Below are 15653 nucleotides of genomic sequence, written 5' to 3'. Positions count from 1 at the left end.
CTCATCTTCGGTGCAGTTTGGAGATGGGAATGGCGATTTCAATGGAGATCGCTGCCATGTCATGTCGCCTGCCGCTTTCATCCCTCATCCCGCCCGGGCTTGCCGTAGATCATCAGGAGTCGGCGGACGGCATCTTGATCGTAACGGCATCGGCGCGTGTGCAGGTCGCGATGTGCCCCTCTTGCGACCGTCCCTCCCGCCGCGTCCATAGCCGATATCACCGCCATTTGGCTGACCTGCCTCTGGCCGGTCGAGCCGTCCAGCTCCGACTGGTGACGCGACGCTTCCGATGCGACGGCCTTGGTTGCCGCAGGAAGATCTTCGCCGAGCGTTTCGGGGTGACGGCTCCGGAACGGTCGCGTCGCACCGGACGCATGGAGGCCATCGTCCATCATCTCGGCCTCGCCCTCGGAGGGAGACCGGGCGCCGCCTTTGCCAAACGCCTGATGATCCCTGTCAGCAACGATACGCTGATTCGCGTCGTTCGGCGCCGGACCCGTAAACGTCTCGATCCTCTGGCCGCCGTCGGCGTCGATGACTGGGCTTTTCGGCGCAACCACCGCTACGGCACGATCGTCTGCGATCTGGAGCGTCGCCGGATCGTCAAGCTGCTGCCCGATCGCGAGATCGCAACCGTTACCGCTTGGCTGACAAACCATCCGACCATTCCGGTCGTCTCCCGCGATCGAGGCGGCGGCTACAGGGAAGCGGCGGCACGGGCGTTGCCCAATGCCACCCAGGTCGCCGACCGATGGCACTTGATGGAGAACGCCAGCGCTAACTTCCTCGACGCCGTAGCGAAGTCGATGAAGCCGATCCGTGCCGTTCTACGGGCGAGCGTCGTTGATCCCAAGCTCCTGACGTCAGCCGAACGGCTTCAGTACGAGGGCTATCTCCGCCGCGAGGAGACGAACGCGACCGTTGCGGAGCTTGCCTCCACCGGCACCTCCATCAAGGAGATTGTCCGCAGAACGGGTCGAAGTCGCAAACTCGTGCGCCTGATCGTGCGGGGCGAGCGCACGGACGTCTTCCGCGCTCGCCAGGGTTCGCTCGACCCGCATCTGCCGTTCCTCGACGCGCAATGGGAAGCGGGCTGCCGCAACGGAGCTGAGCTCTGGCGTCGCCTTCGTGCCCTCGGCTTCGGCGGCTCGACCCGTGTGGTCTGCGAATGGACGACACGCCGTCGGCGTTCGGACCGCATGACGACCGCCGAGCTTCGCAAGCCGCCTTCGGCCCGAACCATCGCCCGCCTGATGACGCTGAAGCGCGATCATCTCACAAAGGCCGAGACGCTGACTATCGCGGTGATCGAGAAAGGGGCACCGGCATTGGCCGAGGCCCGGGCTCTAATCGACCGCTTCCAGTCGATCGTCCGGCGCAAGGCGGAGGCCGATCTCGACCCTTGGCTTCGTGACGCAGAACCGCGCCTCATCACGTCCTTCGTCCGCGGCATCAGGAAAGATCTTGCCGCCGTACGCGCCGCTATCACCGAGCCCTGGTCGAGCGGCCAGACCGAAGGGCACGTCAACAGGCTTAAGCTCGTCAAACGCCAAATGTACGGGCGAGCCAAGATCGACCTCCTCGAAGCCCGACTGCTCGGCGCGCCATGATCGGGGCCCTCGCGCCCGTCACGGCGCGCGACCAGTCGCCGGGAGCGCCTGACCACGGTCGCCCGGTCGGCGTCTCGATCCTCTGGGAGCCAGCATACCCGGAGCATCGCAAGGTAGGCCGATGCGATCCGTTATCACGCGGGTGTCGGCGCCTGGCGCCGATCACTGCTGTTGTCCTCGTTATTCAGCGAAACCGGTTCATCAGCGACTGGTAGACACGTTGCTTCAGCGTGCTCATCTTGCGGTGACGGACAATCCGAATGCGCCGGAAGAAGAGCCCGACCTTTGAGGCCTGGACTGCCGGCGTCAGCAGATAGAGGGTGAAGCCCTTCGTCGCCGGCGGCAGGAAGGTCTCATGCTTGACCACATAGCGCCGGAACGGCTTCCAAACCGCATCGACCGCCCGCATGCCGGCATCCGCACCGGGATCCCGCGGCCCCGCATGGATGTGGACCGGTTCGTCCATCTGGAGCAGATGGAAGTTGATCGGCCACCCCGTGTCTATCCAGTCCTTCAGATTCCGAACCCGCCGCCAGCGCGCCGCGTTGCGGCGAACGGGCCGGTCCTGGTCGTAGTGCCATTCCGTCAGGCTGGCGATCGCCCCGTGATCGGAGTCGCGTACGATGTGGATATCCGCCGCCTTGCTGACGTAGAGCGCGGGATAGTTCCAGTCGACCGTGGAGCGGATCGGCTTGGGATTGGTCGGCAGAACGACGACAAGCGGATGCATGACGTTCCACCGGCCGATATAGCCGTTCGGTAGACGGTAGATCGTCTGCGACGGCAGTTCGTGATAGTCGCGGTTCAGATTGTTGACGACGCAGGCCGTGATCATCGGATGCTCGTGGCGCAGCATCATGCCGACGACGTCGGGCGCCTCGAGATGGATCTCGTCATTGCTCAGGAGTTCGGCCTCGAAGCTCTCGGCCACGACGCGAATGGTTGGCACCATCACGACGCGCTTGCCGCTGGCGACCGCTTTTTTGGCCATGCTGAACAGCGACGCGGAATAGTAGTCGTCGGCGGTGAGGAAGAAACACGCGCTTCTTCCCCGGTGGTGGCTCAAACCGATGTTGTAGCAGCGCGTCATGCGGACGTAGGCGTGCTCGGAGTCAAGCGGCTCGTGCATCACGAACTCGACCGGCATCAGCGCCTTGAGGGTCTTGAAATGCGGCGAGGCCTTGATCGCCTCCATTTCAGGCGCCTGGGTCACGATGGTGTAGACGGCCGGCTCATCCGCATACGCCTGAAGGTTTCCCTTGGACAGCTGCGACGGGAGCGTGACGCTCAGATAGCGCTCGACATAGGCCATGCCCCAGATCGGGGTCAGGAACTGAGTGACCGGCTGGTCAGCCGCCTCTTCTTCAGTCCCTCCGTCCTCGCTCAGGCTTTTCTCGTCGTCGAGACCGGTGAAGGTGAACTCGCGCCCGCCAAACCGGCGCGTCGATCCGACACTCTCCAGCGGCGCAACGTCGCCTTTGCCATGCATCCGGAAGTAACGGCCGTCGTAGGGGGCCTCGAACGGCCGATCGACGGTCTTGCGCATGACCGCCATGATCAGGACGTCAGATGTCGTCGAGATATTGTTGCGGCTGAGGAAGTCCTCGTCATAGGCAAAAAGCTTGTCGTCGACGCTCAGGAAGAGGCCGAAGACTTCGTAATCGTTCGAGATCGACAGATCGAGAAAGAGAGAGGCATTGTAGTTGAACATGCCATGGTTCTGGTAACCCTGGAACGGCAACGCGTGCAGGATCAGGCCATCGGTGGCGGCAAGCTTGTGGACGTTTTCGAAGGCGACCATCTGGTTGAACAGATGCTCGGTCGTCCCGTGATTGGTGACGAAATCGAACGTGTCCGTGAACCCGTAGGCCTCATCCAGCGGAAGGTTCAGATCGAACACATGGGCGCCGCGATGGCCATCCAGGTCGATGCAATCATATCGGGCCGCGCCCATTTTCCTGTAGAGTTCCACAGGTGCGCTGATGTCGTCGACATTATCATAGCCGAATTCGGCCTTGATCATCTTCCGTGCGGCCGGCATCGTTGGCGCAAAATCCTGGCTCCCCAGCTCGATGACAGAAAAGCCATCTTTGAGAAGGCCGGACTCGCGGATGATGCGGGTTAGCTTGATTGCATGCGGACCGATACCCATCTCTACTCCTAGGCTCCGGTCTTCGGGTGCGCACAAAGCGCCAGTATGTAATGGGCCATCGGATAGAACCCGGTATGGACTACCTCGTCATTCATCGAAAAAATGAACACCGAGTGGAAGTAGCGTTCCATAGTCGACTTGAGGTCAAGGCCCGTCTTGCAGTTGACATGGCCGGCCTTGCTCTGTGGCGAGGCGTAGGTCTGTGACTCGAGCGACGGCATGCCGACCACGGCGACGCCTTCGGCGGTGATGGAGCCGACGAGGTTCTTTAAGAAAAGATCTTCCTGGCTTGGCTGCATGTGCTCAAGGACATCAAGCGCATAGACCGCGTCGAAGTCTCCGGGAACGGGACCGCCTTCCAGCATGTCATGGATGCGGGCTTCAAACTGCCAGTGCGGATCCATTCTTTCATTTACGTCGGCAATAAACAGCGGGTCGAAGTCGACAGCGGTAACCTTTTCCGTCGCTTGCTGAACGATACGCGTGCCGAAGGCATCGGCGCACCCAACTTCGAGGACATTCTTTCGCCCCTGAAGCATCCGCGAGACAAACTTATACCGCGAGAGCGTGAACAGAGTTCTCTTCGGATCCTGGTTCCAGGACTCGTTGACCATCAGGCCAAGTCGCGTGATCCCATGCTTCTCCTTGACACGGAACAACAGTTCATACTGCGGTTCCTTGGTCGTTGCGTCATTCTGCATGCTGATCCTCAACGGTTTCTAATGTCGGCCCCTGATAGCAGCCTTGCCGAATGGCGGCAACGATCGAAGAAGTGCGTGAAGGCAAATGCGCACCCAGCCCGAGCGGCGGCGATGATGCCTCAGAAGTAGGCAGTAAGCATAAGTGCCTATTGAACATCAACTATCCTTGATTCGCTAAGGACCTCGGCGCCGTCCCTCAAGATGCTCATTTTTATTTTCCAAAGCCCGGGGGACGGCGGCTGCCGGCGGCCAGCGTACCAGGAATACGTCGCCTTGTTGCGGTCGAGCGGCGCGTTTTCGCCTTCGAAAAAGACCGCACCGTCCGGCGCCAGCAGGTGGCCGCGGATAACGTCTCCCTTGCGAAGATTGATAAACCATCCCCATGCGAGCGTCGCGTCCGCGTCCAGACTGAGTCCGGGAAGCGGTCCATTGACGGCCAAGGAATCGTGATCGAGGGGCTGTCCTGTCAGCCCCATTCCGAGCACGGCCGTCAAGTCGACCGGAAGCATCCCGGCGGCTTCAGGCTTGAACAGCCCCGAGGACAGCGCTCCCTTGCCTGTACACCCTGCATCCAGGGGGCGACCACTTACGGGATCGTACTTGCGCCCCCGAAACCGAACGGAAAAATGTACGTGGGGAAATTCGGCGAGGCCGGAATAGCCAATTTCCCCGATCTTTTGTCCTGCGGCAACAGCATCACCGGTGCCGACCAGCACACTGCCACGCTTCAAATGGCAGTACTGGCTCTCGGCGCCATCGGCGTGGGACAGGACGATCCCGTTTCCGCACTCCCGGCCTGCAATACGGCCTCGATCGCCGTCATTTCTAATCAGCACATCCTCTTCGCCATCCCGCCGCGCATGGACCCTGCCGTCACGGGCCGCCAAGACGGCGACCCCGCGCTGCACGTCCTCAAGGCTTCGGACGCGGATGTCGATGCCATCATGCCCATCGTACGATGACGGACCGCAGAAGGGATCGATGATCGACGGACCCGGGTCCATGTCGGGGAGTTGCTGAACGAAACAGTCAACGCCGAAGTCGCAGGACACCGGCAGGCCGAAGTCACGAGGAACGGCTTGGGCCGAGGCGATGCCGGCCGTCGCAACGATGGCCATCGCCGCTGCTGCCAAGAGCCGTCCATCCGGCCTCATGGTCGGCAGATGCGCCATGACCTGCGGCGGGCGGGATTGCACATTCCGGCCCTCTCCTCCGAAAGCCCGCCTGCGAGCCTCGCCGTGGCGCCATCCCAAATCTCGGGCAAGTCGACTATTCCTCTCGTGCAGATCCCGGCTGACGTTTCGATATAAGGTGCCGGGGCGACGGCGCGATGACTGAACTCTTACCTACGCCAGCGACGGAAGGCATTGGCCAAGCGCGACATGAATCCCTTCTCCGCCGCATGTGGGGCCCTGCCTTCCCTGCCGACGCCGGCCTGTGCATAGCGGCCTGCAACGGCGGGATCGACGGCAGCATGCGACGTCGCCAGTTCCAGCCCACATCGAAACGTTTTGTCCGCAGTCTTTCTCATGACAACGTTCAGGTTGTAGTTGACGACCGTCAGCGGGTGGGTCTCCGCACCGCTGGCCGGCACCCCTGGCCGGTAAGGATCGCGGAAATCGACCTCCTCGGAGAGGACATCGTATCCTGAGTTGTTGTGCCAGATGTCGAGGATCTCGTATCCGTTCGCCTCGGCCAGATCGCGAAAGAACTGGGGGCGGTAGGCGAAATAACCGTGACCGGTGTAACCGGCCTCCGGCACCTGGTGCATGATGATGCCACCGACTTTCGCCGCTTCGTGAATCACTTTGAACGCGTTGAACTGGTGCAGAACATGCTCCGTCGTTCCGATATTCAGAACGACGTCGAAGGTACCCTTTTCCTTTTCGGGAACGGCGTCCGTGTTCAGGTCGAAAATCGTCGTTTCGATCCCCGGACACACATCGTACGAGCCGTACGTGATGTCGGTATGGACCATGAGTTCGGAGAGGTAGAGCGTCGCCTTCCCCGGCTGGATGGAGGCCGCCGACGCCAATTGTTCCGCCGCCTCGGGCATAATTGCTCCACCATGCTTGTAGACGAACCACTGCACGTCTTCGCGTGAAAGGTTCAGGAGATTTTGTGACCCGATGTCGAGGAGCCGACTGTGAGGCCCCAAATACCCCCGCTCCGACAGGTAGCGGACATGCCCAAATCCGATCATTGACGACCTTTGCGTTTCCCAATCCTGAGGCAGGATTATAAGCGTTGCCTAAGGCACGCAAGCAGCCATTCCATCTGGCAGAGTCTCGTGCGGGTGCGCGCTACGACAAAGCTTCCTCCTCGCCAACGGTGCCGCCTTCGAAACAGGTAGTGTCCGCGCTGGTGGTGGAAACTCGGATCTCAGATGGTGCGACGGAGGTGGCCACCGGATTGGCCGGCTAAGGTGGAGTTGCGAGACTTCAACCTGACCGGAGCACCCGATGACCGAGGACAGATTACCGCTTGCCGAGCTTCTGGCAAAAGCCGGAGACGGCGATTTCCTGAGGACGATAGCCGAGAGCGTGATGCAGCTTCTCATGGAGGCCGACGTGGAGGGCATGATCGGCGCCGGGCGCCATGAACGCACCCTGGAACGGGCGACCTATCGCAACGGCTACCGGGACCGCTCGTTCGATACCCGGCTTGGCTCCTTGCAGCTTCGCATCCCCAAGCTTCGACAAGGCAGCTACTTTCCGCCGTTCCTGGAACCGAGAAAGCTCTCGGAGAAGGCGCTTGTCGCGGTCATCCAGGAGGCCTGGATCAGCGGCGTGTCCACGCGTCGCGTCGACGATCTGGTGCAGGCCATGGGACTGTCGGGGATCGGCAAGAGCACGGTGTCGAAGCTGTGCAAAGATATCGACGACCGCGTCGGCGGCTTTCTCGATCGCCCGCTCACCGGCGACTGGCCCTATCTCTGGCTCGACGCGACCTACCTGAAGCAGCGCGAAGGCGGCCGTATCGTCTCGGTGGCGGCAATAATCGCTGTCGCCGTCAACACCGACGGCAAGCGCGAGATCGTCGGCCTTCACATCGGGCCCTCGGAAGCGGAGACCTTCTGGTCGACCTTCCTCAAGAGCCTCGTGCGCCGCGGCCTTTCCGGCGTGAAGCTCGTGATATCGGATGCCCATGAAGGGCTGAAGGCCGCCATCCGCCGGGTGTTCAGCGCCTCCTGGCAGCGCTGCCGCGTCCACTGGATGCGCAACGCCCTGTCCTATGTCCCGAAGGCGCAGCAAAGCATGGCGGCTGCGGCCCTGCGCCAGGCCTTCATCCAACCCGATCGCGCCGGCGCGGCCCAGGCGCTGCGCCACGTCGCCGACCAGCTCCGGGGAAAGTGTCCCAAGCTCGGCAGCTTCATCGACGACAGCGAGACCGACGTGCTGGCGCATCTGGACTTTCCCGGTCAGCATCGGACCCGGATCCATTCGACCAATTCCCTGGAGCGCCTGAACAAGGAGGTGAAGCGGCGCGCCGATGTCGTCGGCATCTTCCCGAACGAGGGCTCCATCATCCGCCTCATCGGCGCCGTCCTCCTCGAGGCCAACGACGAATGGCAGACGCAAAACCGCTACATGCAGACCGAACCCATGGCCGAACTCATGTCCAACAGCACCAAGCCCGAAACCGTACGTATTTCCACCGCAGCCGCCTGAAACCGAGCCGCTTCAGTTACACCCCAATTTCCACCACGTTGACGGACACGACCTTCGAAACACGTTACCGACCGCGCGACAGTCAGCCTTGCGACGGGCGCAATTGTGGAGATCGCTCCTACCGAAGGCAGCGTTGCCCGCTGGGCAGAGAAAGGTGGTGTATCGAGGCCATTCGGAGCAATACCTGTGCCGTGTTGCGCGCGGGCCAAAGGGCCGTGACGCGGCGTCAATGGAATTGCCGTGGCAATCTTGCTCATCCAGAGTCGATGGTGCATGTATTTCCCAGCGACGCGCGCTGACAACTCTAAAGCCCTGCAGATCGAAATTAAAATGCTGAAATATTTGCGTAAACGCCTTCACGCCTCGGTAGATGCCAGGATCGCGAGTGCGCAGGGAGCGTTCGTGGTTCAGCAGGAAGCTGCGCTCGCGCGCCGGCTCGCAAGTTACGCCCCGCTTACGGCCATGAGCGGTTGGAACGGGACCGGCGATCCTTTCGCGTTTCATACACAGGCAGCGATCAACGCGATGTCCGAGGGCATTGCCGCCATTTATGGCTACGACGTGGATGGCGCCATCGCCGAGTTCGGCACCATGACCGGACGCACCGCGACGGGGATCGCGCGCGCTATCGCATCATGCGACTCGACGCTCGCCTACGCGGTGTCGGCGTATAAGCACGCGCCGCGAAAGCTCTATCTCTTCGATAGTTTCATTGGCCTTCCCGCGTCCGAAAAGGACAGCGTCGACGCGCAGTCGCCGCATGTCAAAGACAATGTCTGGTCGCCCGGTTCCTGCCACGGCGTTTCCCCGGACGAACTGAGGCGCATGGTCGGAGCACATCTTGCGGCCGATCGGTTCGAGATCGTTTCCGGGTGGTTTTCAGATACGGTTCCGGCGTTGCCGGGTGACCTGCGCTTTGCGCTGCTTCACGTCGACAGCGATCTCTACAGTTCCGCGATGGACGTCCTCGACGGGTTGTTCTCTCGCGGAATGGTTCAGAAGGGCGCGCTCATCTATTTCGACGACTGGAATTGCAACCGCGCGGACCCGCAGTTCGGTGAGCGACGCGCCTGGCGCGATTGTGTCGAACGGTATGGGATCGAGTATTCCGACGACGGGACCTATGGCATTTTCGCCCGACGCTTTGTCGTCCACAATTATCGCGGGAGCCCCGAATGAACCTCCTGAAACGTCTGGTGCGCCGCTCGGTCGAAAGCCGAGGCTTCGATATCGTGCCGCAGCGGCGAGTGCGCGACCTCCTCGACAAGGAGACGGCATATACGGCGCTCCTCTCTGTTCCCCCGGCCGTTGCCGAGCCAGTGGCTCAGCCAGCGCACGCCGCAGTGCCCAGCGAGCCCGTTGTCGAGGAGGTGGCTCCTGTCGTGGCGCCTCCGCCCATCTCTCCGGTAGCGGCGGAACCGGCAGCGCCTGAACCAGAGCCGGAATATGACCATCAGGCAGCCAGCGCGCATTATCAGAAGGAACTTGGCCTCGCCGACATGGATGAGGCCTTTCCGCCGATCTATACGCGGTGCCGTTCCTATTCGATGACCTCGCCCGATCGCATGTACAGCCTTTTCAAGGCCGTCGAGTACATCGAAAAGGCCGGTATTCCGGGAGACATCGTCGAATGCGGCGTCTGGCGGGGCGGCAGCATGATGGTTGCGGCAGAAGCTTTACAGCTGTTTGGCGGCGAGCGGACGATCCACCTGTTCGATACTTATGAGGGTCTCCCCGAGCCGTCGGCAGAGGACGTCGATATTTGGGGACACGACGCCAAGAAGTGGTGGGAGACAAAGAAGGTTTCCGAGGAGGCCAGCGACTGGGCCCGCGCGCATCTTGACGAGGTCAAGGAAAACATGCGGCGGACCGGCTATCCGGAGGAACGCCTGCGCTATGTGAAGGGAATGGTGGAGACGACCATCCCTCAGCATGCACCCGAGCAGATTTCGATCCTGAGGCTAGACACCGATTGGTACGCGTCGACGGTCCACGAGATGGAGCATCTCTTTCCGCGACTGGTCCCCAACGGGATCCTGATCATCGACGATTATGGACATTTCAAGGGCGCCAAGCAGGCAATCGACGAATATCTTCAGGCGCACAACGTGCCGATTATGTTGATGCGTGTCGACTATACTGGTCGCATTGCCATCAAGACCCACGGCTAGGCGGACATTTCGCCCGCCAAACCTTCGGGGGCCGGATTGCGGCGTCATCGGCCGTGTGATTTCGACGCTTCCCATACCATCTCGCCCGCATTTGCCCGTAATCGCAGGACACTGAATATGAAATCAGCTTTGGTCGTCGGCGGGTCGGGCTATCTTGGCCGCCGGCTCCTGCACACTCTCGGCGGACGCGGCGTCGGCACCTATGCCGGCTCCGCCTTCTCCGGCGGCATCGGCTTTCGCGCCGAAAGCAGCCGCCTCGCCGACATCGAGGATGTCCTTCCGACAGACCTCAGGCATGTCTTCTTTCTCTATGGGGCAATCAACCCGGAATTGTGCGCCCGCGAGCCGGCCGCGACACGCAAGATCAACGTCGACAGCAATGTGGCGCTTATGTCGGAATGCTTTGCCCGCGGCCTTGTGCCAGTCTTCATGTCGACGGACTACGTCTACGACGGCACGAAGGGGGACCGGACGGAAGATGAAGTCCGCTCTCCCACGACGGAATATGGACGCCAAAAGAGCGAGGTGGAAGCCTGGCTCGAAACCCGCAGCGAGCCATGGCTAATCTGCCGGTCATCCAAAATCGTCAGCGGCGATCGGAATATCCATAGCGTGCTCGGCCAGTGGCTCGAGGACATGGAGGCCGGGCGCACCATGCGCTGCGCCGTCGATCAGATCATCACGCCGGGACATGTCGACGACATAGCCGCAGTCATGGTCGCGCTGGCCGATCTCGGCAGCACCGGTATCTACCATGTGGCTGGGCCGACCTCGTTGAGCCGCTACGATCTGGCGGCCCTTCTCGTCGACGCGCTCGCACGAGCGGACGGACCGATAGCTGCGAAGCTGGAGCGCGCTCACCTCGGCGACTTCCCCTTCCTCGAGGCGCGCCCCCTGGACACATCGCTGTCGACCCGCAAACTGCAGGCCGCGCCTGTCTCTCCCCTTCGGAGCATGGCTCAGGTCTGTGGCGAGATAGCCTTGGCCGAGAGCCGGCGCGGGAGCATCTAGACGCTATCGGCGTCGATCCAATCCGCATCCCTCAAGGGCAGCATCCGGATGCGGCTCAGGATCCCGGCGATGCCTCCTTCCTGTCATTTACATCATCGTGGTTCGGAAAATATAATTGCGACAGCTTTTCAATTCCATCTCTCGTGCCGGACAGATTCAATTCTGGAAATGGGCAGATAAAAGCGCGATTGGGCAGGGTCGCATGAGAAAACCGGAGGCGCTCGCACCCCACGACCCACTGGACGGTGCAGAAGGGCCGGAGAGTAAGCCCGACATGACTTACACTGGATCGCCAGACACACCGCGACATGCTTCTGCGCTTGGCGTGGCTAGGGACGAGGCCCCGGGTGCTGTCGCAAGCGAGGCGCAAACGGTGGCCGAACTGAAGGCCGAGCGCGACCGCTATGAGGCCGAGGCCGCTCTCTGGCGCATGCGTGTGAACAGCGAGATGCGCGTTCCGCCTCCCCTGCAGTCGCGGCAGGTGGCGTTCCTTCACATCATGAAGTGCGGCGGGACAAGTATTCAGCGGGCGCTGACGTCGATGATGCCGGGCGTTCCGCTTCGCAATCTCGACGAGACGAAATACGACGCGATGACGTCGGAGAATTTGGCGAACTATGGCCTCTTGATGGGGCATTTCTCCTACGACCACGTTCGAAAATTTCGCCGGCCGTTTCTGCTGACCTTTCTGCGCGAACCGATGGACCGTGTCGTATCCATGTACGAGTTCCTGCGCGCCCTGCCGGACCTCCCGGGCAATTCGGCGCCGGTGGAACTGGCGCATCGGCTATCTCTGGCAGACTGGGTCGCCAGTGAAGAGCCCGACTGCATTCGCTTCTCGCGGGATACGCAGGCCTACTCCCTTGCCAGCGACTGGCGTGCGCCGCGGGTCATGCCAGTCCGCGAACTCGCCGATCTCGCCCTGTCACATCTCGACGGCTTCGACTTCGTCGGCTTCCTCGATACAATCCAGGCCGATACCGCGCGTCTGGCAGCCATATTCGGTGCGGCTGCGCCCGTCCTTGCCCATGAAAAGAAGGCCGCGTCACGTCCCGGCGTCGCGGAGCTGGATGCAAAAACGCGCGAGCTGATCGAGCGCTACAATCAGGCCGACATGATCGTCTACCAGGAAGCACTGAGGCAGTTTGGTGGCGGCCGCGGGACGATGCCGTCTACTACGCTTCCCCCCGCCGTCCGCAGCCCGAGCCCCCTGCCCGACGCGGTAATCGCAGCCGAAAACCTAGCTCGGCATGCCGAAGTCGCCGAAGTGCGTGCAGACTTGCAGCGGAGAGTGACGGAATACGAGCGTGTCGTCGCCGCGGTAGTGTCCGAAAATAACTTGGTGAAAGCGGAACTCGGCCGGCTGCAGCGGCAAATCCAAGCGGAACTGGAAAGTGCCGGATCGATCTCCGGAACCAAGGCAGAGCTGCACCAGCGCGCCACCGATGCCGAAGCCGTCGTCGAGAGCATCCGCACGGAGAACCATGCTCTCCGTGCCGAGCTCGGTCGGCTTCAGGCCCAGATCGCCGTTGGCATGGCATCGGACGGCCCGCCGCCGTCGTCGGAACCCGTTATCGACCAGCGGGCGGAGCAGGCGGAAGAGATGGCAACGGCGCTGCGGGGCGAAAACGCTGCGCTGAATGCCGAGCTACGGCAATTGCGCGAGCGCCAGATCCATGTCGGCGGAATGCCGGTGCAGACACTGGCCAACCGATATCGGTCATTGTCGGGCGTGCCGGCCTCTCAGCGCTCGCGCCAGATAGCATTCCTGCACATCGGCAAGAGCGCTGGCACGAGCGTGCACCACCTCCTGAAATCCGCCATGCCGGAGGTGCCGTTTTTCAACGGTATGCCGCACGATTTCGACGCCACGCCGCGCGAGGCATTCGAGGATTATGGGCTCATACTCGGGCACTTCTGCGCAGTTCATCTAGAAAAACTGCGGAAACCCCTTTTCCTGATGACATTCCTGCGTGATCCAATCGATCGCGTACTTTCCTCGTATTACTATCTGCGTGAGGCCGCCGCTGTCGACGATCCGAACAGCGCAACCATGATGGCGAAAAGCCTGTCGCTCTCGGATTTTTTGCAGTGCGATATGCCCTCCGTCTCGATGTTCACCATCGATCACCAGTGTCACGCACTAGGATCGGATTATCGCGCGCCTCGTGACCCCGACCGGCGAGTGATCGTCGACGCAGCCTTGCGCCACCTCGCCACGTTCGATTTCATCGGCTTCGTCGAAACATTCGATCGCGACATCGCCCGGCTTGGACGGGTTCTCGACTTCACTTTCGAGGGTCAGGAAATGCACCGCAACCGCACCATGGATAGGCTCGACCGTTCGGTGATCGAGCCGGACGTGATCAAGCGAATCGAACAACTCAATGCCGGAGACATCGAACTCTATAACGCCGCGCAGAAAATGGCGGCTGCGCACACGCCTTGAGCGGCAGACGGGCATCGATACGTACCACCGCAGACAGCAACTCGCTCCAGCGTGAGAGTGCAGGGCGCGAAAGTGCTGGCGAAGGTGAGATCCGGTCCTCACACTCTCCGGCGCGGCGAGCGGATATGGCGTTTCAGGCAAATCTGGTCGATCGCCTTGTAGCTCTGGGGTCCGGTCGCGCCCGATACCCCGTCGCCACACCGTTCGCGTCCCGCGCCCAAGCACGGGCTCGCCGGGCCGCCCGGCGGCTAGAGTTCTGCCTGCGCACTCCAGCCGCCGCACAGCAGGTAGGCGCTACCCGCCAAGGCGCCAGTGAACGCGATGTTGGTGGTGAAGCCACCGGAACTGACCTCGGCCAGCGACATCGAGGCGGCATTGCCATAGGCAATGCCGGGGCCATAGGCCTGCCATCTGGCGCTGATGACAGAATTGCCCGTGTTTGGCGCGAAGAAGGAGATGCTGGGAACAGCGCGCATCAACGGTGCCAGCACCACTCTTTGGGACGCGATCGTTCCGGCCGTGTAGCAGATGCCGAGATTGTATCCGGGGCCCCCGGCGCCGTCGGCGGGAGCGACGCCACTGTCGTAGCCCTTGGTATAGTATCGTCGGCAAAGCTCGACCTCGCTGGCGAGGGTTCGCTGCCGGGGGGAAAATCGCCTGGCGCCCGCCAACAGGCCGACCCGTGTGAACGTTACCGGCGGACCGATCGGGCGAAGCGACACTGCGAGATTTGGTGCCATCCCCGGCGCGACCGTGACCGCCGACAGTCCCGCACCCGGCGTGATCGTGGCGGAGGCCGTTCCGCAGGTGACTTCCAGCGAACCGCCGGCCAGATCGGCGACGAAGACCGTCATGGTCGCAGTATCGCCTTCCGGCCAGATCCCGCGCTCCACTGTCTGGACGATTGACCCGGAACTCAAAGTGACGACACCCGCCGCAGCGGTCAGAGATGCGCCTGCGCTGCCGCTCTTCCAGCGATCGAAGCCGAACTTTCCTGCTGCCAACAAACCCCCGGAAAAGCCGCGCTGGTTGACGGAAAACCCACTGTTCACCAGCATGTCCTCCCCGAGCGCGGTCGCTGGCATCGCGACGCTGCCCGTCTGCGCGTCGACGCTCAGCGCTTCAACCCAGTCTATTCCGTCGGCGCTAACCTTGACGACGAAGTCGTTTCGCCCCGCCAGTCCGATCTCGGCGTGCCCCTGGAAACCGGACTGAAAAAGCGTCGAGGCCGTATCGGCGGTTCCGGCCTTGTTGATCTTGAGCCGGTGGTCGCTGCCCGCGTGATTGAACAGCGATGCCGCAGAGGCGACCGACAGGCGATTGGCCAGGTCTGCGCTCTGATTGATGCCGAGGGTCGCAACGTCGCCACCGACCATCGTATGCGCAGGACGAAAGTTATCGCCGTCGTGGACGACGAGAACGTCTTCGTCCGCCACATAGGCCTGCCAACCGCAGCGTGGCGCCAGGAAGATCCAGGCGCCATCCTGCCATGCGGCGAGTTGGCCCTCGCGCCCCGCCCATGCGCCGGAAGCCCCGGAACCGACGAGATGGCACTCACCCTCCTCGACGATGGCCGGGGGCTCGGCCCCTCCTCGCGTGGCGAGGCATATCTGCACGACCATGTCGAGCATGCGAAGCGCTTCATTGTGCGTCACATGCTTCTGCGCCTGGCTCGGCGCGATGTAGGGAAGGGAAAAATTGGGCGTGTTGTCCACGTCGGCCTCCTCGTCGTCCGTGAACGATCTCTGACTGTTTGATCCCCCACGGTTTTTCGTATTCGGCAAGTATCCGATTTTGCAAAAAAGCTGGGGTTTGAGCCTGGATTTCTTGCGATTCCGGATTCCCTTTTTCGGCGGTTCATGGTCCGATTCTCCAGGCGATCAGCGGA

The 15653-nt window shown here is 62.0% G+C and carries 11 protein-coding genes; 6 read left to right on the top strand and 5 right to left on the bottom strand.

Annotated elements, in window-relative coordinates; genetic code table 11:
• Positions 1-56: 56 nt before the first annotated feature.
• A complete protein-coding gene (locus Sa4125_RS07500; protein ID WP_224007639.1) occupies positions 57-1610 on the top strand; it encodes an ISL3 family transposase in 1554 nt (517 codons plus the stop codon).
• 184 nt (positions 1611-1794) lie between these two features.
• On the opposite strand, the gene Sa4125_RS07495 is transcribed toward Sa4125_RS07500, so the two are convergent.
• The 4 genes from Sa4125_RS07495 to Sa4125_RS07480 all read right to left on the bottom strand — a co-directional run bounded on the left by Sa4125_RS07495 (position 1795) and on the right by Sa4125_RS07480 (position 6666).
• The gene (locus Sa4125_RS07495) at positions 1795-3651 is read right to left on the bottom strand and encodes a hypothetical protein (RefSeq protein ID WP_224005475.1); all 1857 of its coding nucleotides are present in this window, start codon (positions 3649-3651) and stop codon (positions 1795-1797) included.
• Between the two features lie 119 nt (positions 3652-3770).
• Positions 3771-4463: a class I SAM-dependent methyltransferase gene (locus Sa4125_RS07490; RefSeq protein ID WP_224005472.1), complete on the bottom strand. Its 693-nt coding sequence runs from the start codon at positions 4461-4463 to the stop codon at positions 3771-3773.
• Positions 4464-4609: 146 nt separating this feature from the next.
• The gene (locus Sa4125_RS07485) at positions 4610-5659 is read right to left on the bottom strand and encodes a M23 family metallopeptidase (protein ID WP_224005469.1); all 1050 of its coding nucleotides are present in this window, start codon (positions 5657-5659) and stop codon (positions 4610-4612) included.
• Between the two features lie 146 nt (positions 5660-5805).
• Positions 5806-6666 carry a class I SAM-dependent methyltransferase gene (locus Sa4125_RS07480; protein WP_224005466.1) on the bottom strand — a complete coding sequence of 287 codons (861 nt, stop codon included), beginning with the start codon at positions 6664-6666 and terminating at the stop codon, positions 5806-5808.
• Positions 6667-6925: 259 nt separating this feature from the next.
• On the opposite strand from Sa4125_RS07480, the gene Sa4125_RS07475 reads away from it, so the two are divergent.
• The 5 genes from Sa4125_RS07475 to Sa4125_RS07455 all read left to right on the top strand — a co-directional run bounded on the left by Sa4125_RS07475 (position 6926) and on the right by Sa4125_RS07455 (position 13765).
• Positions 6926-8134 carry an IS256 family transposase gene (locus tag Sa4125_RS07475; RefSeq protein WP_223998612.1) on the top strand — a complete coding sequence of 403 codons (1209 nt, stop codon included), beginning with the start codon at positions 6926-6928 and terminating at the stop codon, positions 8132-8134.
• Positions 8135-8374: 240 nt separating this feature from the next.
• Positions 8375-9313 (top strand): TylF/MycF/NovP-related O-methyltransferase, encoded by a 939-nt coding sequence (locus tag Sa4125_RS07470; RefSeq protein ID WP_224005463.1) that lies wholly within the window; start codon positions 8375-8377, stop codon positions 9311-9313.
• Positions 9310-10305 carry a TylF/MycF/NovP-related O-methyltransferase gene (locus Sa4125_RS07465; RefSeq protein ID WP_224005460.1) on the top strand — a complete coding sequence of 332 codons (996 nt, stop codon included), beginning with the start codon at positions 9310-9312 and terminating at the stop codon, positions 10303-10305. Before Sa4125_RS07470 ends, Sa4125_RS07465 begins: the two co-directional genes overlap by 4 nt.
• A 117-nt stretch (positions 10306-10422) precedes the next feature.
• The gene (locus Sa4125_RS07460) at positions 10423-11316 is read left to right on the top strand and encodes a sugar nucleotide-binding protein (RefSeq protein ID WP_224005457.1); all 894 of its coding nucleotides are present in this window, start codon (positions 10423-10425) and stop codon (positions 11314-11316) included.
• Between the two features lie 373 nt (positions 11317-11689).
• A complete protein-coding gene (locus tag Sa4125_RS07455) occupies positions 11690-13765 on the top strand; it encodes a sulfotransferase family 2 domain-containing protein (RefSeq protein ID WP_224005454.1) in 2076 nt (691 codons plus the stop codon).
• A gap of 248 nt (positions 13766-14013) precedes the next feature.
• Here the strand turns inward: Sa4125_RS07455 and Sa4125_RS07450 are convergent, their stop codons facing one another.
• Positions 14014-15420: a DUF2793 domain-containing protein gene (locus Sa4125_RS07450; protein WP_224007637.1), complete on the bottom strand. Its 1407-nt coding sequence runs from the start codon at positions 15418-15420 to the stop codon at positions 14014-14016.
• Positions 15421-15653: the final 233 nt, after the last annotated feature.

The sequence above is a fragment of the Aureimonas sp. SA4125 genome (assembly GCF_019973775.1).
Taxonomy (GTDB): domain Bacteria; phylum Pseudomonadota; class Alphaproteobacteria; order Rhizobiales; family Rhizobiaceae; genus Plantimonas.
The sequence above is the reverse complement of the archived record's forward strand: the minus strand, read 5'-3'. Positions and strand labels throughout refer to the sequence as shown.